Genomic DNA, 18,617 nt, shown 5'->3' on the forward strand with positions numbered 1-18,617 from the left:
AGGGCGGCACATCCAACATTGATGTTGGCTGACACTCCGCTATCGCGAGCAAGCTCGCTCCCACAGGTTATATGTGGTGTCAGATACGGAACTGGCCGACCAGTTTGCCGAGGCGCTGACCCAGGTCAGCCAGGCTGCGCGACGTCTGGGCGCCGAGTTGGGTTTCATCCGCCACGTTGTCCACGGCCACTGCAATCTGATGCACGCTGCGGTTGATCTCTTCGGCCACCGCCGTTTGCTCCTCCGCGGCGCTGGCGATTTGCGCGTTCATCGAGTTGATGGTGCCAATCAACTGCGCCATGGTGTCCAGCGAGGCGCCCGCCTCGTTGGCCTGCGCGGACGTGCCGTCGCCGGCTTCGCTGGAACGGCGCATGGCTTCCACCGCCGATTGAGTGCCGGCCTGCAAGCGGTCGATCATGCTCTGGATTTCCTGGGTGCTGATCTGCGTGCGACTGGCCAGCGCCCGAACCTCATCAGCCACCACCGCAAATCCACGGCCCGCTTCACCGGCGCGTGCCGCTTCAATCGCAGCGTTGAGCGCCAACAGGTTGGTCTGATCGGCAATCGAACGGATCACCCCGAGGACGCTGACAATCGATGACACGTCTTTTTGCAGGCTGTCCAGGGACACGCCGCTGCTGCGGATGTCGTCCACCAGTGCATGAATCTTGACGATACTGCCCGCCACCACGCGCTTGGCGGCCTGACCTTCTTCGTCGGTCTGCTGTGCTGCGACGGCTGCGTTTTGTGCACTTTTCGCCACTTCCTGCGCCGCCGCCGACATTTCGTTGATCGCTGTAGCGACCTGATCCGTCTCGTGACGCTGACGCTCCATGGCCTGGTCCGAACGCTGGGCCTGATCGGACACCTGGTTCACCAGCCCGGTCAGTTGCGTGGTCATTTCAGTGATCTGGCGCACCAGGCTGTGGATCTTGTCCACAAAGCGGTTGAACGAGCCGGCCAGTTCACCGAGTTCGTCCTGGCTGGTGATGGTCAGGCGACGGGTCAGGTCGCCCTCGCCCGCCGCAATGTCATCAAGGTTGGCTTTCATCAGGTTCAGCGGGCGCAGGATGGTGTTGGCCAGCAGCATACCGACGGCCGCGATCACCAGCAGCACCACCACGGCAATCCCGACGATGCTCAGCACCACGCCTTCCATCCGGTCCTGAACCTTGGCCTCTACCAGAGCGACTTGCGCTTCAATGCCGTCAAGGTTGACCGAGGTACCCACGGCCATGTCCCACTTCGACAGGTATTCGGTGTAACCGAGTTTAGGCACCAGCACCTGGGTGTTGCCGGGCAGTGGCGAGCTGTATTGCAGGTAGTGAGTCCCGTCCTTGGCGACTTTCACCAGGTCACGGTTGACGTAGACGCCGTTCGGATCGCGGTTATCCTTGAAGCTCTGGCCCACGCCTTCGGGGCTGTTGGCCTTGAACAGGCGAACCGTGTTGGAGTCGTAGCCGAAGAAGTAGCCTTCCTTGCCGTAGGTGATGCCCGACAGCAACTTGATCACCTGCGCCCGAGCGGCGTCATCGCCGGGGGTGGCCGCGTCGTAGAGCGGTTTGATGGTGGTCATGGCCACGGCCACGTAGCTTTGCAGAGTGGCCTTGGCATCGCTGAGCAGGCGCTGACGCGTTTCCTCGACTTCCTTGTGCGCCTGTTCCTGAAGCACGAACAGCGTGGTCAGGCTGATAACCAGGGCAAAGAGCAACACCGGGAGAACGGCAAGGGACAGGACTTTAGCCTTCAGGCTCATGCGCATGACGGTTCACTCTTTTGGTTTTGTTGGCGTGGTTAAAGGCTTTAACGGCACGCCGGGCCAAAAGTTGAGCTACCGGGCAATGAGGTCCCTTGTAGGAGTGAGCCTGCTCGCGATGACGGCAGCACATCCAACATCGATGTGACAGACATACCGCTATCGCGAGCAGGCTCACTCCTACATTTGATCGGTGGTGTTTACAAAACCATCGCGGCGACCCAACCAAACGCCAGCAGCGGCAGGTTGTAGTGCAGGAACGTCGGGACCACGGTGTCCCAGATGTGGTGATGCTGGCCGTCGATGTTCAAGCCCGAGGTCGGTCCCAGCGTCGAGTCCGAGGCTGGCGAGCCGGCGTCACCCAAGGCGCCGGCCGTGCCGACGATGCAGACGATGGCCAGCGGGCTGAAACCCAGCTGCACGCACAGCGGCACGAAAATCGCCGCCAGGATCGGCACGGTGGAGAACGACGAACCGATGCCCATGGTCACCAGCAACCCCACCAGTAACATCAATAAGGCGCCGACGCCCTTGCTGTGGTTGATCCACGAAGCCGAGGACTCCACCAGCGTCTGCACTTGGCCGGTGGCTTTCATCACCTCGGCAAACCCGGACGCGGCGATCATGATGAAGCCGATCATCGCCATCATCTTCATGCCTTCGGTGAACAGGTCGTCGGTTTCGCGCCATTTCACAATGCCCGACACCGAGAAAATCAGGAACCCGGCCAGGGCGCCGATGATCATCGAGTCCAGCAACAACTGAATAATGAAGGCCGCCACGATGGCCACGCCGGCTACCATCAGGCTCAACGGGTTGTACTGCACCGCCACCTGTTCGACTTGCTCGATTTTTTCCAGGTCGTAGACGCGCTTCTTGCGGTAGCTGAAAAACGCCACCGCCAGGCCAAACACCATGCCCAGCGCCGGGATGCCCATGGCGTGAGTGACGTTGATGCCGCTGATGTCCACACCGCTGCGGGCGACGTTGGCCAGCAGAATTTCGTTGAGGAAAATGTTGCCGAACCCCACCGGCAGAAACATGTACGGGGTAATCAAACCGAAGGTCATCACGCAGGCAATCAACCGGCGATCCAGTTGCAGCTTGGTCAGCACGTATAAAAGCGGCGGCACCAGCAATGGGATAAAGGCGATATGTATCGGCAGAATGTTCTGCGAAGCAATGGCCACCACCCACAGCAAACCGATCAGCAGCCACTTGACCTGACCGCCACCGCTGGCGTGTTGCCGATCGACCATCGCCAGGGCCTTGTCCGCCAGGGCATGGGCCATGCCGGACTTGGCAATCGCCACGGCGAACGCGCCGAGCAAGGCATAGGACAACGCCACTGTCGCGCCGCCGCCGAGGCCACTGTTGAAGGCTTTGAGCGTGGCGTCGATACCCAGGCCACCGGTCAGGCCACCCACCAACGCGCCGACAATCAGCGCGATCACTACGTGCACGCGGGACAGGCTGAGGATCAGCATGATGCCGACCGCAGCAATTACAGCATTAATCATCGTTACCTCAAGGCACGCGAAATGAACTCAGCCGGCAGTCTGCAAAGAGCCGCCAGCGGATTAAGTCATGGGTTTTATTAGAGGGCGCGCACTGTGCCGCAGCACCGGCGCCTTGTCAAAGCCAACACTGCCCCATATTGCCGCTGGCAACCCCCTGGCAGGCTCAATCCTGCGAGGGCTGCGGTTGTTGCTACAAATTTTGTTTCGTTTCTTATTTGAGCGCATGGATAAAGAAAGCCGGATCACGGCCGCTACAGTGCAAAGTCTCAGATATTTATCGAATAAAGGACCTCTCCATGTCACTTAGACAACTTTCCATCCAATGGAAAATTACCCTGCTGGCCGGGCTTTGCCTGGCCGGCATCGTGACCCTGCTGGTGGGTCTTTCGCTGTACCGCATGGAGCACAGCTCCGAGATGGTGAAAGCCTCAAGCATGGAGATGCTTACCGAAGCCGCCCAGGCGCGGATCGAATCCCAGGGTGAAAACCAGGCCCTGCTGATTCGCCAGCAGTTCATGGACGCCTATCAATATGGTCACGGCTTCTCGCGTCAGGTGCTGTTCCTGCGCGATCAGGCGGAAAAGCGCTTTCTCGACGCGTTCGACCTGCGCGAAGACCTGACCCGCCAGGTCAAGTCGGCGCTGCAAGCCAACCCGGAGCTGCTCGGCCTGTCGCTGGTGTTCGAAGCCAATGCGCTGGACGGCAAGGACGAACTGTTCACCGGCCAGGCGGAACTGGGCAGCAACGACAAGGGCCGTTTCGCCCTTTACTGGTCGCAGCCGACACCGGGCAAGGTCACCTCCATGGCGCTGCCGGAAAGTGACATGGCCGACACCAGCACCGGCCCCAGCGGCGAACCCGCCAACGCCTGGTTCACCTGCCCGCGCACTTCGCTCAAACCGTGCGTGATCGAACCGTACTTCTACGTGATCGACGGCCAGAACGTGCTGATGACCAGCATCGTGTTTCCGCTGATGGTCAACGGCAAAGTGATCGCCTCGCTGTCGGTGGACATTAACCTCAACAGCCTGCAGGCGATGAGTCAGGGCGCGAGCAAAAAACTCTATGACGGCCAGACCAATGTCAGCATCCTCAGTCCGGTCGGTTTGCTCGCCGGCTACAGCGCCGACGCCAGCAAACTCAGCCAGCGCCTGGACGCCGTGGACACGGCCAACGGCGCCGAGCTGATCCGCATGCTCGCCAGCAGCAGCAAAACCGAAAGCCTGCACAACGATCACCAATTGAAAGTGCTGGCGCCGTTCCAGCCGATTCCCGGAGGTAAATCCTGGGGCGTGCTGCTCGACGTGCCGGAAAAAGTCCTGGTCGGCCCGGCTGAGATACTGAAAAAACAACTCGACGACAGCAACACCACCGGCACCCTGGTCGAGCTCAGCCTCGGCGTGCTGGCGGCGTTGATCGGCCTGTTGCTGGTGTGGCTGATGGCCCGCAGCGTGACCAAACCGATCCTCGGTGTGGCGCACATGCTGGAAGACATCGCCAGCGGCGAAGGCGACCTGACACGGCGCCTGGCCTATGACAAAAAGGACGAACTGGGCCAGTTGGCCGGCTGGTTCAACCGTTTCCTCGACAAGCTGCAACCGATCATCGCCGAGGTCAAACGCTCGGTGCAGGACGCGCGCAGCACCGCGGACCAGTCGTCCGCTATCGCCACCCAGACCAGCGCCGGCATGGAGCAGCAATACCGGCAGGTCGATCAGGTCGCCACCGCGTCCCACGAAATGAGCGCCACCGCCCAGGACGTTGCCCGCAGCGCCGCGCAAGCCGCGCAGGCGGCCAAGGATGCGGATCAGGCGACTCGCCGCGGTTTGACCGTGATCGACCAGACCACCACCAGCATCGACCACCTCGCCGCCGACATGAGCGCGGCCATGGTGCAGGTCGAAGGGCTGGCGGCGAACAGCGAGAAAATCGGTTCGGTGCTGGAAGTGATTCGCGCGATTGCCGAACAAACCAACCTGTTGGCCCTCAACGCCGCCATCGAAGCCGCCCGTGCCGGTGAAGCCGGACGCGGTTTTGCCGTGGTCGCCGATGAAGTGCGCAACCTCGCGCGCCGCACTCAGGAGTCTGTCGAGGAAACCCGTCTGGTGATCGAGCAATTGCAGAGCGGCACCCAGGACGTGGTCGGTTCGATGAACAAGAGCCATCGTCAGGCTCAGGGCAGTGTCGAGCAGGTCAGCCAGGCCGTGACCGCGCTGCGCCAGATCGGCGATGCGGTGACGGTGATCAGCGACATGAACCTGCAGATTGCATCAGCGGCGGAAGAACAGAGCGCAGTGGCTGAAGAGATCAACAACAACGTGGCGACGATTCGCGACGTGACGGAATCGCTGTCGGGGCAGGCAAACGAATCGGCGCGGGTGAGCCAGTCGCTGAACAGCCTGGCGAATCAGCAGCAGAGCTTGATGGATCAGTTCCGGGTCTGACCCGGTTACTGCGTCCGCTGAAGATCAAAATGTAGGAGCGGGCTTGCTCGCGAAGGCGGTGTGTCAGATCACAGAGATGTCGACTGATGCACCGCATTCGCGAGCAAGCCCGCTCCCACATGTGATGTTCGGTGGGTCTGGGATTGAGGTCAGCGCTTGGGGAGTTCGATCACGACCTTCAACCCGCCCCACTCGCTCTCGTCCAAGCGCAGCACCCCGCCCCACGTGTCGACGATGTCGCGCACAATCCCCAGCCCCAACCCGTGCCCATCGGTTTGTTCATCCAGTCGCGTACCGCGACTGAACACCTGAGCCCGCTGGTCTTCGGGAATCCCCGGCCCATCGTCTTCGACGCTCAACTCAAACCCGCCCGCCGTCTCGCTCACGCTCAAACGAACCTCGGCATCCGCCCATTTGCAGGCGTTATCGAGTAAGTTACCGAGCAGTTCAAGCAAGTCCTCACGGTCCCACGGCAATTGCAAACCGGCCGGTGCGCGGTAGCTGAGCGCCAGGTGTTCGCCATGAATCATGTTCAACGTTGCCAACAGCCCCGGCAGTTCCCCATCACCATCAAACAACGCCCCCGGCAGCGCGTCGCCGGACAATCGGGCGCGGTTGAGTTCGCGGTTGAGGCGTTGCTGGACCTGTTCCAGCTGCGCCTTGAGGACTTTACGCAACTCGGGATGCGCGTCGAACTTTTCACTGGAGGCGAGGCTCAACAGCACCGCCAGCGGGGTTTTCAAGGCATGCCCGAGGTTCCCCAAGGCATTGCGCGAACGCTTGAGGCTGTCTTCGGTGTGCGCAAGCAAATGGTTGATCTGCGCCACCAGCGGCTCGAGTTCCACCGGCACCTGATCATCCAGTTGCGAGCGCTGGCCTTGTTGCAGCTGGGCGATCTGTTCGCGGGCCTTTTCCAGCGGGCGCAACGCGCGGCGCACGGTGATGCGTTGCAGCAGCAAAATCAGCAGCAAGCCGGTCAGGCCCAACCCCAGCCCCACTTGCTGCATGCGCCTGAAGCTTTCGCGGACCGGGGTGTAATCCTGCGCGACGCTGATGGAGATGGATTGCCCGAGGCGTCGATAGTCGGAACGCAATACCAGCAACTGCTGCCCTTCCGGCCCCAATTGCAGGTTGCTGTGCAGGCCCGGATGCTCCAGTTGCGGCAGTTCCTGATCCCACAGCGAACGGGAGCGCCAGTGGTTATCGTCGAAGTCGATGCGAAAGTAATGCCCGGAGAACGGCCGTTGATAGGCCGGTGACAGGTGCCGCTCATCCAGTTGCAAACCTTGCGGGCCACGGACCAGCGCCACCAGCAGGTTTTCGCTGTCGTCGCGCAGCCCGGCTTCGAGGTAGCGCTGCAAACCCATTTCGAACAGCCACAGGCTGGTTTGCGCCAGCACCAGGCCAACGACGACCATGACGCTGATCAGTCCCAGGCTCAAGCGGCGCTGGATTGACCTCACTGAGCAGCCCCGCCGAACAGGTAACCCTGACCGCGACGGGTTTCGATCACGCTGCGACCGAGCTTGCGTCGCAGGTGGTTGACATGAACTTCCAGCACGTTGGAATCGCGCTCGGTTTCACCGTCGTAGAGGTGCTCGGCGAGGTGGCTTTTGGAGAGGATCTGTTCAGGGTGCAGCATGAAATAGCGCAGCAGGCGAAACTCGGCGGCGGTGAGCTGAATGTCGGCGCCGTCGCGGGTCACGCATTGACGGCCTTCGTCGAGATGCAGCCCGGCCGCCTTGAGTGTCGGCTGATTGGACTGGCCGTGGGAGCGGCGCAGCAGCGCCTGAACCCGCAGGTGCAATTCTTCCGGATGGAAAGGCTTGGTCAGGTAATCGTCGGCACCGGCCTTGAGACCTTCGATGCGCTCGGCCCAGGAGTCGCGAGCGGTGAGGATCAGCACCGGCGTCGACAATCCGCCTTCGCGCCATTGCGCCAATACCTCAAGCCCCGACAAACCCGGCAGTCCGAGGTCGAGGATGATCAAGTCGTAGGGCTCGCTGTTGCCCTGATAGACCGCATCACGACCGTCGGCCAGCCAATCCACCGCATAACCTTGACGGTTGAGGCCGGCCATCAATTCGTCCGCCAACGGCACGTGGTCTTCCACCAGCAGCAATCGCATCGGTCAATCTTCCTTGTCTTTCAGTAAACGGCCGCTGGCGGCCTCGATGTCCAGCTCGCGGACCACGCCCTCGTCGGTCAGCAACTCGACTTCATAGATGTAGACGTCGTGCTTTTCTTCCAGCTCGGCTTCCAGCAGTTTGGAGCGGGGATAACGATCCAGCGCCTGCTGCAGCAGTTGCTCCAGTGGCAGGATCACCCCCTGTTGACGCAGGCGCAGGGCTTCGTCCTGATCAAGGTCGCGGGCCGGAACCACCGAGCAAAACACCAGAAGCACCAGCGCTATGCGTGAAAATGAACGCACCTTCATTACGTATCCTGATGATCCTTGAGAACCTGGCCGCTGACAGCGTCTAATTCCAGATCCCACTCGATGCCCTGTGGGTCGCGCAGCTCAACCTGATAGATGTACTTGCCGTACTCTTCTTCCAGCTCGGTCTGGGTCACTTTTGAACCGGGATGTTTGGCCAGAGCCGTGGCATTGAGCTTCTCGAAAGACACAATGGTACCAGCGTCGCGCAGCCTCAGGGCTTCGTCGGGGCCGAGGTCGCGTGCGTGGGCGAGGCTGGCGGTCATGGCAATGATCGAGGCGGCGGACAGGGCAGTCAGGGTTTTCATGGGTGTCTCCGTATTTTTATGTGTTGCTTACGAAGGGCACCTTAGCGAGCTGAACTTAATTGAAACTGAATTGCCATCATGAAAGATGGCAACACGACATTGAAGGTTGACCCGATACCTGTAGGAGTGAGCCTGCTCGCGATAGCGGTGGATCAGTCGACACATGTATTAACTGACCCACAGCTATCGCGAGCAGGCTCACTCCTACAATGACCGTGTTGTCTGTTTATAATCTTGCGCTTGCCAACCATCGAGACCGGTATGACCGCCCTCCACATCAAGTTCCCTTCCCTGACGCTCAAGGCCGGCCCGCGTGCGTTGGCGCGTATTCGTAAAGACGGTTTGAGCGCCGCCGATGTCGGCACGCTGCCCGGTGCTGCCGGTGGCCCCAAGGCGTTGGGGATTCAAGGTCTGGACCTGGCGTTGTTTGGCGAATGGCTACCGACAGCACCGCGCGAACGCTCGCTGATTGGCGCCTCGGTCGGTTCCTGGCGCTTCGCCAGCGCCTGCCTGCCGGACGCCGCCGAAGGCATCCGCCGCCTCGGGCATTTGTACACCGAGCAGAACTTCGCCAAGGGCGTGACCATGGCGCAGATCAGCCAGAGCTCGCAGCGCATGCTCGATGAACTGCTCGACGGCCGCGACGCCTCGATCCTGAGCAACGCGAATTACCGGTTGAACATCATGGTGGTCAAAAGCCACGGCAACCTGGCCGACGATCATCGCGGCCGGCTGGGGCTGGCGTTAGGCTCAGTAATCGCCGACAACTTGCGCGGTCGCGCGCGGCTGTCGCGGCACTTCGAACGGCTGATCATCCACGACCCGCGCCTGGCCCCACCGGTCCATGCACTGAACGACTTCCCGTCGCGTTTCGTCGCGCTCAATGCCGGCAACCTGCGCCAGGCGCTGCTGGCTTCCGGTTCGATCCCGATGGTGATGGAAGGCGTGCGCGACTTGCCCGGCGCGGGTGCGGGGACGTTCCGCGATGGCGGTCTGCTCGACTACCACCTCGACCTGCCCTACAGCGGCAACGACATCGTGCTGTACCCGCATTTCACTGACCGGGTGATTCCCGGCTGGTTCGACAAGACCCTGCCGTGGCGTCGTGCCTGCCCTGCGCGCTTGCAGGACGTTCTGCTGCTGGCGCCGTCGAAGGAGTACTTGGCGCGCCTGCCCTACGGCAAACTGCCGGACCGTAACGACTTCAAACGCTTCATGGGCGATGCGCCGGCGCGGCAGAAATACTGGCGCGCCGCCATGGACGAAAGCCGTCGCCTCGGTGATGAGTTCCTCGAACTGGCCGCCAATGGTCGCCTCGGCGAGCGCTTGCTGACCCTTTAGTCAGTGTTTCGCCCGCAGCTCTGGTAAACTCGCCGCCTGCCCACATCGCCGCGGCGATCGCCACCTGACAGAGCTGAAATCACTGTGGAAATCTTCAAAGAGTTTACGTTCGAATCCGCCCACCGCCTGCCCCACGTACCGGAAGGCCACAAGTGCGGTCGCCTGCACGGTCACTCGTTCAAAGTGGCGATCCACTTGAGCGGCGACCTCGACCCGCACACCGGCTGGATTCGCGACTTCTCGGAAATCAAGGCGATCTTCAAGCCGCTTTACGAGCGGCTGGACCACAACTACTTGAACGACATTCCCGGCCTGGAAAACCCGACCAGCGAAGTGCTGGCCAAATTCATCTGGACTGAATTGAAGCCGCTGCTGCCGGAACTCAGCGCGATCCGCATCCACGAGACGTGCACCAGCGGCTGCATCTATCACGGCGAGTAATCCGTCCTAAAAGCCAACACAAATCCCCCTGTGGGAGCGGGCTTGCTCGCTCCCACATTGGGAATGCGTTTCGTCAGTGAGTATTCGAACAGCCTTCAGGGCTGTTTTTTTATGCCTATGCTTTTCCCCTCGCCCCCCGCCAAGAGGACACGCACATGGCTGACTGGCTGCTGGACCGCCAATACCGCTTCAACGGGCACCGGATTCGCTACGCCGTGCACGGTGACGGCCCGGCGTTGGTGTTCGTGCATGGCACACCCTTCTCTTCTTATGTGTGGCATCGCATTGCCCCGCACTTCATTGCCACGCACCGGGTGCATTACTTCGACCTGCTGGGCTATGGCCAATCGGAGAAAATCGAAGGCGACGTGTCGCTGGGTGTGCAGAACGAGTTGCTGGCGCATTTGCTCGATCACTGGGCCATCGAGCGGCCCGACGTGGTGGCCCACGATTTCGGTGGCGCCACCGCGTTGCGCACGCATCTGCTGAACGGCAAGAATTACCGCAGCCTGACATTGATCGACCCCGTAGCGCTGACACCTTGGGGCTCACCGTTCGTGCAGCATGTGCGCCAGCATGAAGCGGCGTTCAGTGGCGTGCCGGATTACATTCAACAAGCCATCGTGCCGGCCTACATTCGCGGCGCGATCAGGCGCGAAATGCCCGATGAAGAACTCTTGCCCTACGTGCAGCCCTGGCTGGGGGAGCGGGGGCAAGCGGCGTTTTATCGGCAGATTGCCCAGATGGACGAGCGTTATACCCGCGAGGCAGAAGGTTTGTACCCGACTGTTCGGTGCCCGGTGCAGATTCTGTGGGGCGAGGACGATCAGTGGATCCCCATCGAACGCGGACGGGCGCTGCATCAGCTGATACCGGGGTCGCAGTTTCATCCGATTCCCAATGCCGGGCATCTGGTGCAGGAAGATGCGCCTGAAGCCATCGTCGCGGCATTGCTGAAATTCCTGCCTCTGACTCAATGACTCCTACAAAGGGCTGTGTCGTGTTTCGTCACGCGGCACTGGCAAGGATCGCCACTGCCGCGCTAATTTAGAGTCATCAACCCAAAGGACTCGCCTCATGCTCATCATCAACGCCCGCCTGCGCAATCAAGAAGGCCTGCATGAGTTGCACCTGGAAGACGGCCTGATTCGCACCATCGCCCGACAGACCGAAGCCCCGACCCTGGGCCCCGAGGACCTGGACGCCGGTGGCAATCTGGTGGTGCCGCCCTTCGTCGAGCCGCACATTCACCTCGACGCCACGCTGACCGCCGGCGAGCCGCGCTGGAACATGAGCGGCACGCTGTTCGAAGGCATCGAGTGCTGGGGCGAGCGCAAGGTCACGATCACCGAGGAAGACACCAGGACACGCGCCAAGAAAACCATCCAGACCCTCGCCGCCCACGGTATCCAGCATGTGCGCACCCACGTCGACGTCACCGACCCGCAGTTGACCGCGCTCAAGGCGATGCTCGAGGTGCGCGAAGAAAGCCGGCACCTGATCGACATGCAAATCGTCGCGTTCCCGCAGGAAGGCATCGAGTCGTTTCGCAATGGCCGCGAATTGATGGAAGAAGCGATCCGCATGGGCGCCGATGTGGTCGGCGGCATTCCGCACTTTGAGTACACCCGCGATCAGGGCGTGAGTTCAGTGAAGTTCCTGATGGACTTGGCCGAGCGCACCGGTTGCCTGGTAGACGTGCATTGCGACGAAACCGACGACCCGCATTCACGCTTCCTCGAAGTGCTGGCCGAAGAGGCGCGCAGCCGCGGCATGGGTTCGCGGGTCACCGCCAGCCACACCACGGCGATGGGTTCTTATGACAACGCTTACTGCGCCAAACTGTTCCGCTTGCTCGGGCATTCCGGCATCAGTTTTGTCTCCTGCCCCACTGAAAGTATTCATCTGCAAGGACGCTTCGACAATTTCCCGAAACGCCGTGGCGTGACCCGGGTCAACGAGCTGCTCGAAGCGGGGATGAACGTGTGTTTCGGCCAGGACTCGATCGTTGACCCGTGGTATCCGCTGGGTAATGGCAACATTCTGCGAGTGCTCGAAGCGGGACTGCACATCTGCCACATGCTCGGTTACCGTAACCTGCAAAGTGCGCTGGACCTGGTAACGGACAACAGCGCCAAGGCGATGAACCTCGGCGAGCGTTATGGGCTGGAGGCAGGACGGCCGGCGAACTTGCTGGTGCTGTCGGCGGACAGTGATTACGAAGTGATTCGCAGCCAGGGCTTGCCGCTGTATTCGGTGCGCGGCGGCCAGTTGCTGATGAAGCGGACGATGCCGGTGGTGGAGTTCAGTGGTCTGAGCTGAAATCTTTATCGAATGTTTTGGCCCCTTCGCGAGCAAGCCCACTCCCACATTTGACCGAGTTCTCCCAGAAGAATGCGGTCAAATGTGGGAGTGGGCTTGCTCGCGAAGGCGGTCTGACAGTCAACCCATCAACCGAGCCGTACCAAACAGCCTGACCCGACTCAATTCCCCCTCCACTTGCTCCAGCAAAATCGGCGCCGTGCCGCCCGGCATCACCACGTTCACCTCTCCCGCCGACACCCAACCGACCCGCCACGCCGCACACGCCACCGCACTGGCGCTGGTGCCCGAAGACGCCGTCGGCCCTTCCCCGCGCTCAAACACCCGCGCGACGACCCGACCTTCGGATTCAAGCATCGCCCACTGCACATTCACCCCCGCCGGACACGGCTCACCAGCCCCGGCCGGCATGGCATACGCAATCCGCAGCAACCCTTCAGCCAACGGTGGTTCACGCATCTGCTCATTGCTCGGCAACGCAGCCGCGTCCGCCACCAGCGTCACGCAATGCGGATTGCCGACGCGTACAAACTGGCTGTGGTTCCAAGAAGGATCAAGTGCCGACAATGGCGCGACATGGCTGACGTCCCGACCATTCAACTGAGCAATTTCAACCCCGTGGGCGCTCACAGCTTGCGGCCCGAACAAGGGTTTGCCCAAGTCCAGCCAGAACCCTTGCACGCCATCGACTTCGGCCGGTATCACCGACGTCTCGCCCGGCGAAACCGTGTCTGTTTTGTCGTGATGAACCCGCAGCAGACACCCGGCCTCCTGCGGCATCAACCCCTGCTCACTGAGCGACTGGGAGAAAATCGTCAGCCCATTGCCACTGCGTTCGGCCAACGTGCCGTCGGTATTGACGATCAGCAGGTCATACGGCGGCGCCGATTGAAACGGCCCCACCAGCAAACCGTCGCTTCGATGGTCCTTGCTGCCAGGCGGCTGAGTGCCGGGGGCCCAGCCACAAAACGCGTCGATCGCGGCCAACGCCCACTGCTCGCGGGTTTGCGCGGCAAGGTCAGCCTGTTCAGGCAAATCAATGCCGCTAGCGCGCACAACCTCAGGCGTCACGACGATATAAATGTTGCCCCGTGCATCGTAAATCCGCGTCATGTCACCTCCTGTCTGGACAATCAATGGGTCGACGATATCGCGAAACCGCGACAGGCTGTGCAAGGATGTGGAGACGTTTTTTGCCAAGGATTGATATGACCAGCTTCAAGACCCCAACCTCATCTGTTCCCGGCCGTCTCGAGCAGATGTCCACCCGCATCGCCTTTTTCATCGCCGGTCTCGGCATCGCCGCCTGGGCGCCGCTGGTGCCGTATGCCAAGGCACGGGCCGGGCTGGATGAAGGGACGCTCGGCCTGCTGCTGTTGTGCCTCGGGGTCGGGTCGATTCTGGCGATGCCGATGGCCGGGTTGCTGGCATCACGTTTCGGCTGCCGGCGCGTGGCGGCGGGCGGGACGTTGCTCATCTGCGCGGCGTTGCCGTTGCTGGCGACGGTGTCGTCAGTGCCAGCGTTGATCGCCGCGTTGTTCATGTTCGGCGCTGGGCTGGGCACGGTGGATTCGACGGTGAACCTGCAAGCAGTGATCGTCGAACGGGCCAGCGGCAAGAACATGATGTCGGGGTTTCACGGGATGTTCAGCCTCGGCGGGATCGTCGGCGCGGCGGGGGTCAGCGGCATGCTCGGCCTGGGCATTTCACCGCTGGGCGCAATGTGGGTGGTGATCGCAGTGCTGGTTCTTGCCCTGCTGAAAGCGGCGCCGCACCTGTTGCCTTATGGCAGCGAAAGCACGGGCCCTGCGTTTGCGGTGCCCCATGGCATCGTGCTGTTCATTGGCGGGATGTGCTTCATCGTGTTCCTCGCCGAAGGCGCGGCGCTCGACTGGAGTGCGGTGTTTCTGACGCAGGAGCGCGGGATCGACACGGCGTATGCGGGGCTGGGGTATGCGGCCTTTGCGTTGACCATGACCGCCGGGCGCTTGACCGGTGACCGGATTGTCCGGCGTCTGGGTGCGACGCGGGTGATGGTATTCGGTGGACTGACGGCCGCAGCAGGCCTGGCGTTGGCCACCTTCGCACCGGCCTGGGAAACGGCGCTGGTGGGGTATGCGTTGTTGGGTGCGGGCTGCTCGAACATTGTGCCGGTGCTGTACACCGCCGTCGGCAAACAGACGGTCATGCCCGAACATATTGCCGTGCCGGCCATTACCACATTGGGTTATGCGGGAATCCTCGCCGGCCCGGCGGTGATCGGGTTTATCGCCCATGGCAGCAGTTTAAGTTTTGCCTTTGGGTTGATGGCGGTGTTGCTGGTGGCGGTGGCCATTGGCGGCAAGGTGTTAAACGCCTGAAAGCATCGCGGGCAAACCCGCGATGAATCCGACTCGGACTATCACAACCCCACACTGTTCATACTGCAACGTCTTGTTCGATTGCAAAGGATGCTCCATGACTCTCCGAGGCTGAATACCTAGCGAGACAGGGATTGTTCAGGTGCGACAGGTGTCGCTCATTTCCGAAAAATGGATGCGCCTGAATCTTGGGGCGGATTTCTATTTACCAATAGTTCTGGGAGTTGAACTGAGCCCATACCCGATTGCTTGATTGCGCCAAACGGCACCGCCGGAGCCAGCAACACGTGCAGGTTGCCCCACACCCTACCGGCGTCGATACGCGGCACCGGGCCGAACATTTCTTGGTCGGTGGCGGCAGCGACCGAAGAATAGACGTCGATAGTTGAGGCGTTGAAGGCTGACATTACCGAGATCAACACCCTGAATCAGCACGGGTTGGAAAATCTGCAATCGACGTTGCGGGCGAGCCACGCGCCTACAGCATCGGCGGTGATCACAAAATCTTTGAACCGGGTATCGCAATAATGCCCGACTGGAAGCAGGTGCCATTTCGGCCATTATCGACGTTTTTTTTGCAGCCTGACGTCCTGCTGCCACCCGCCTTCTAGACTCATCGAATCAAGCGAAACCACGCTACCTGCGCTTTTCACTACGCTGATGAAAAACAAGGAAAAAATACCTTGAAGGCTTCGGCAATCTGTTTCGTCAGCAGCGTGCTGTTTTCGGTGGGCGCTTCTGCCACCGGGATCATTCCTGTCCTCGACCTGGATTTCACCCGGTCAGCCGATCAGACCCTGAAAAAGCTCAACATCAACGACGCGTGCATTGTGGCGGCGCCAGACCCCGTCGCGTTCACCTACTGCCGCGAAGGCTCGACCACCCTGTGGAAATACCAAGCTGTTGACCTGGAACAACAGTCGGCGATCCACGTGGGCGCCCGGCAACCACAGATGGCGCTCGGACAAATCAGCGTCCTGGAAGTCAACAGTGCGGCGTGCCTTCAGGAAATGGAGCCCGACGCTAAACCTGCCCTGATGTGCAAGGTGATACTCAGCCTGCTTGTGCTGATGCTGCTGATGGGCTTGCGATACACCTACAAGGTCATTCGCCACCATTACGATCAACGCGTAGCGTTGTCGGACCCCTTCTGGCAACCCCCGCTCGAGCCTGTGGCGCCGGCGCACCATGCCATGGCCAAGGCGTTAGGCTCATTTGCAATCACCGCATTGCTGGCCCTCGTTTATTGCTGCTGCGCCGTTATCTGACCGCGATTCCCCCGCTGAACCCCCGCCGCCAGGATGAAAATCCGCCTCTCCCAGTTTCAAAAACAACGACAAGCCGTACCTCTATGCGACACGCCTTATCCCTCCACGAAAATTACTTTCGCCTCGTTTGAAAATCACCTCTCGAAATGTTTTAAGCGTTTCACAACCCATTCGACGTGACCCTTTCGAGGAGTACCGCATGACCCTGTCCTTCGGCTATTGGCTGCTGGTGTATGCCGCCATCGCCATCATTGCGCTGATCGTGCTGATCGCCCGTTACCGACTTAATCCCTTCATTGTGATCACCCTGGTCTCCATCGGCCTGGCCTTGTTGGCCGGGATGCCGGCGTCCGGCGTGGTGGGCGCTTACGAGGCGGGAGTGGGCAAAACCCTCGGCCACATCGCGCTGGTGGTGGCGCTGGGCACGATGCTCGGCAAGATGATGGCCGAGTCCGGCGGTGCCGAGCAGGTGGCGCGGACGCTGATCGACCGCTTCGGCGAGAAGAACGCGCACTGGGCGATGGTCTGCATTGCGTTTCTGGTCGGGTTGCCGCTGTTCTTCGAAGTCGGTTTTGTATTGCTGGTGCCGATTGCCTTTACCGTGGCGCGCCGCGTCGGCGTGTCGATCCTGATGGTCGGTTTGCCGATGGTCGCCGGGCTTTCCGTGGTTCACGCCCTGGTGCCACCGCACCCGGCGGCGATGCTGGCGGTGCAGGTGTATGGCGCGTCGGTCGGGCAGACGTTGATGTACGCGATTTTGATCGGGATTCCGACGGCAATCATTGCCGGTCCGCTTTACGCCAAGTTCATCGTGCCGCGCATTCAACTGCCCGCCGAGAACCCGCTGGAGCGCCAGTTCCTCGACCGCGAACCGCGCGACACCCTGCCGGGTTTCGGCATCACCATGGCGACCATTCTGTTGCCGGTGGTGCTGATGCTGATCGGCGGCTGGGCCAACCTGATTTCCACGCCGGGCAGCGGGTTTAACCAGTTTCTGCTGTTCATCGGCAACTCGGTCATCGCGCTGTTGCTGGCGACCTTATTGAGCTTCTGGACCCTCGGCATCGCCCAAGGCTTCAGCCGTGAATCAATCCTCAAGTTCACCAACGAATGCCTGGCACCCACGGCGAGCATCACTTTGCTGGTCGGCGCCGGCGGCGGTCTGAACCGGATCCTGGTGGACGCCGGCGTCACCGACCAGATCGTCAGCCTGGCCCACGAATTTCACCTGTCGCCGCTGATCATGGGCTGGTTGTTCGCCGCGCTGATGCGCATTGCCACGGGTTCCGCGACGGTGGCGATGACCACCGCCTCGGGGATCGTCGCGCCGGTGGCGATTGGCTTGGGTTATCCGCACCCGGAATTGCTGGTGCTGGCGACCGGTGCCGGCTCGGTGATTTTTTCCCACGTCAACGACGGCGGCTTCTGGTTGATCAAGGAATACTTCAACATGACCGTGGCCCAGACCTTCAAGACCTGGACTGTGCTTGAGACCATCATTTCCGTGGTCGCTTTCGGCCTGACCGTGGGCCTTTCCTACCTGATTTAACCGCACGTTATTCGACTCAATTACCACGTCACCCCGACGGCCTGATGCTCAGGTCGCTCATCGCTACGGCACCTTGCTGCCCCAGTTGCCGATCCTCATCGCCAACGATGCGCGCGTGTTGCCGCAGTCATTCACGGGTGCCCAAATCACCTCGAACGACATCGAGAACCTGACCGTGACCAGCGGCGTGCTTGAACATGCGGTTGGCCGGGCTTCGACGGATCGCACCGGTCTGTCGGTCCCCGGTGCTACGCAGGACAGCAACAAGTTCTACTACGCCGGCGGCGACTACAGCATCACCAAGGACTTGAAGGCGCAGTACTACTTCGCGCAGCTGGAAGAGTTCTACAACCAGAATTTCCTGGGGCTGGTCCACGTTCTGCCGATTGACGGCAAAAGCTCTCTCACCACGGACCTGCGTTACTTCAACACCACGTCGACCGGCGCCAACAGCACCGCCTCCGGCCGGGCCCGAGGCTACGGCACATCGGGCTACACCGAAGACAACAACGGCGAGATCGACAACGACACCTGGGCGGCGATGATCACCTACGTGAACGGCGGCCATTCGGTGTCGCTGGGGCATCAACAGGTGAGCGATGGCAGCAACTTCGTCCAGCCCAACCAGGGCAGCCTGGTGGGCAAAGGTGCCGGTGGCGGCAGCGTTTACCTGCCCACGGACAAGATGATCCAGAACTTTGCCCGTGCGGGTGAACGCTACAGGGGCGTGTTTTCAGGGAACGATTTTTGTCGGGTGGGTTGGCGAGTGGATATCTGCGCGAAGCTGATTATGCTTCAGATAACCCGGCAGAAATGTCGGTGCCATGCTTCGTGCAGTTTGCAATCCGACGACATCAGCCCCATGGCCTGG

General features: G+C 61.1%; 16 protein-coding genes and 3 pseudogenes. 11 read left to right on the top strand and 8 right to left on the bottom strand.

From position 1 onward, the window contains the following. Window positions 1-79: 79 nt before the first annotated feature. Together ctpM and NL116_RS20800 are read right to left on the bottom strand one after the other, a co-directional pair. Window positions 80-1,762: a methyl-accepting chemotaxis protein CtpM gene (ctpM, locus tag NL116_RS20795; protein WP_494373826.1), complete on the bottom strand. Its 1,683-nt coding sequence runs from the start codon at window positions 1,760-1,762 to the stop codon at window positions 80-82. A gap of 194 nt (window positions 1,763-1,956) precedes the next feature. Further along, window positions 1,957-3,273 carry a Na+/H+ antiporter family protein gene (locus tag NL116_RS20800; protein WP_494378104.1) on the bottom strand — a complete coding sequence of 439 codons (1,317 nt, stop codon included), beginning with the start codon at window positions 3,271-3,273 and terminating at the stop codon, window positions 1,957-1,959. Between the two features lie 1,442 nt (window positions 3,274-4,715). Here NL116_RS20800 and NL116_RS20805 point away from each other — a divergent pair. Further along, window positions 4,716-4,862: pseudogene (locus tag NL116_RS20805) on the top strand (HAMP domain-containing protein); the annotation flags it as partial. A gap of 102 nt (window positions 4,863-4,964) precedes the next feature. After that, window positions 4,965-5,720: a methyl-accepting chemotaxis protein gene (locus tag NL116_RS20810; RefSeq protein ID WP_494378105.1), complete on the top strand. Its 756-nt coding sequence runs from the start codon at window positions 4,965-4,967 to the stop codon at window positions 5,718-5,720. Window positions 5,721-5,869: 149 nt separating this feature from the next. Here NL116_RS20810 and NL116_RS20815 read toward each other — a convergent pair whose 3' ends face one another. From NL116_RS20815 to NL116_RS20830, 4 genes are read right to left on the bottom strand one after another with little or no spacing between them, the layout of a single operon-like run. Further along, window positions 5,870-7,183 carry a sensor histidine kinase gene (locus NL116_RS20815; protein ID WP_494373827.1) on the bottom strand — a complete coding sequence of 438 codons (1,314 nt, stop codon included), beginning with the start codon at window positions 7,181-7,183 and terminating at the stop codon, window positions 5,870-5,872. Then, entirely contained in the window at window positions 7,180-7,848 is a 669-nt protein-coding gene (locus NL116_RS20820) for a response regulator transcription factor (protein ID WP_494373828.1), read from the bottom strand. Before NL116_RS20820 ends, NL116_RS20815 begins: the two co-directional genes overlap by 4 nt. Window positions 7,849-7,851: 3 nt before the next feature. Then, entirely contained in the window at window positions 7,852-8,157 is a 306-nt protein-coding gene (locus NL116_RS20825) for a PepSY domain-containing protein (RefSeq protein ID WP_494373829.1), read from the bottom strand. Further along, complete coding sequence (locus NL116_RS20830; protein WP_494373830.1) at window positions 8,157-8,465, bottom strand: PepSY domain-containing protein; 309 nt, start codon at window positions 8,463-8,465, stop codon at window positions 8,157-8,159. Before NL116_RS20830 ends, NL116_RS20825 begins: the two co-directional genes overlap by 1 nt. A 261-nt stretch (window positions 8,466-8,726) precedes the next feature. Between NL116_RS20830 and NL116_RS20835 the strand changes: the two genes are divergently transcribed. The 4 genes from NL116_RS20835 (at window position 8,727) to codA (ending at window position 12,569) form a co-directional block, all read left to right on the top strand. Further along, window positions 8,727-9,806, top strand: coding sequence for a patatin-like phospholipase domain-containing protein (locus tag NL116_RS20835; protein WP_494373831.1), 1,080 nt, complete (start codon window positions 8,727-8,729; stop codon window positions 9,804-9,806). An 84-nt stretch (window positions 9,807-9,890) separates the two neighbouring features. Next, complete coding sequence (gene queD / locus NL116_RS20840; RefSeq protein ID WP_494373832.1) at window positions 9,891-10,247, top strand: 6-carboxytetrahydropterin synthase QueD; 357 nt, start codon at window positions 9,891-9,893, stop codon at window positions 10,245-10,247. Window positions 10,248-10,402: 155 nt separating this feature from the next. After that, the gene (locus NL116_RS20845) at window positions 10,403-11,227 is read left to right on the top strand and encodes an alpha/beta fold hydrolase (RefSeq protein ID WP_494373833.1); all 825 of its coding nucleotides are present in this window, start codon (window positions 10,403-10,405) and stop codon (window positions 11,225-11,227) included. A 97-nt stretch (window positions 11,228-11,324) separates the two neighbouring features. Continuing rightward, a complete protein-coding gene (codA, locus tag NL116_RS20850) occupies window positions 11,325-12,569 on the top strand; it encodes a cytosine deaminase (protein WP_494373834.1) in 1,245 nt (414 codons plus the stop codon). A gap of 120 nt (window positions 12,570-12,689) precedes the next feature. Here codA and NL116_RS20855 read toward each other — a convergent pair whose 3' ends face one another. Next, window positions 12,690-13,682 carry a diaminopimelate epimerase gene (locus NL116_RS20855; protein ID WP_494373835.1) on the bottom strand — a complete coding sequence of 331 codons (993 nt, stop codon included), beginning with the start codon at window positions 13,680-13,682 and terminating at the stop codon, window positions 12,690-12,692. A gap of 95 nt (window positions 13,683-13,777) precedes the next feature. Between NL116_RS20855 and NL116_RS20860 the strand changes: the two genes are divergently transcribed. Further along, window positions 13,778-14,929: an MFS transporter gene (locus NL116_RS20860; protein ID WP_494373836.1), complete on the top strand. Its 1,152-nt coding sequence runs from the start codon at window positions 13,778-13,780 to the stop codon at window positions 14,927-14,929. A 158-nt stretch (window positions 14,930-15,087) separates the two neighbouring features. On the opposite strand, the gene NL116_RS20865 is transcribed toward NL116_RS20860, so the two are convergent. After that, on the bottom strand, window positions 15,088-15,336 hold the full coding sequence (locus NL116_RS20865) for a hypothetical protein (RefSeq protein ID WP_494378171.1): 249 nt from the start codon (window positions 15,334-15,336) through the stop codon (window positions 15,088-15,090). Between NL116_RS20865 and NL116_RS20870 the strand changes: the two are divergent. The 4 genes and pseudogenes from NL116_RS20870 to NL116_RS20885 all read left to right on the top strand — a co-directional run. Beyond that, a pseudogene (locus NL116_RS20870) lies at window positions 15,278-15,457 on the top strand (hypothetical protein); the annotation flags it as partial. The gene NL116_RS20865 and the pseudogene NL116_RS20870 sit on opposite strands and share 59 nt — an antisense overlap. 155 nt (window positions 15,458-15,612) lie before the next feature. Further along, window positions 15,613-16,197 (top strand): hypothetical protein, encoded by a 585-nt coding sequence (locus NL116_RS20875; protein ID WP_494373837.1) that lies wholly within the window; start codon window positions 15,613-15,615, stop codon window positions 16,195-16,197. Window positions 16,198-16,396: 199 nt separating this feature from the next. Further along, complete coding sequence (locus NL116_RS20880) at window positions 16,397-17,746, top strand: GntT/GntP/DsdX family permease (protein ID WP_494373838.1); 1,350 nt, start codon at window positions 16,397-16,399, stop codon at window positions 17,744-17,746. Between the two features lie 61 nt (window positions 17,747-17,807). Beyond that, window positions 17,808-18,506: pseudogene (locus NL116_RS20885) on the top strand (OprD family outer membrane porin); the annotation flags it as partial. Between the last annotated feature and the right edge of the window lie 111 nt (window positions 18,507-18,617).

The organism is Pseudomonas sp. FBCC-B1667, from assembly GCF_059133255.1.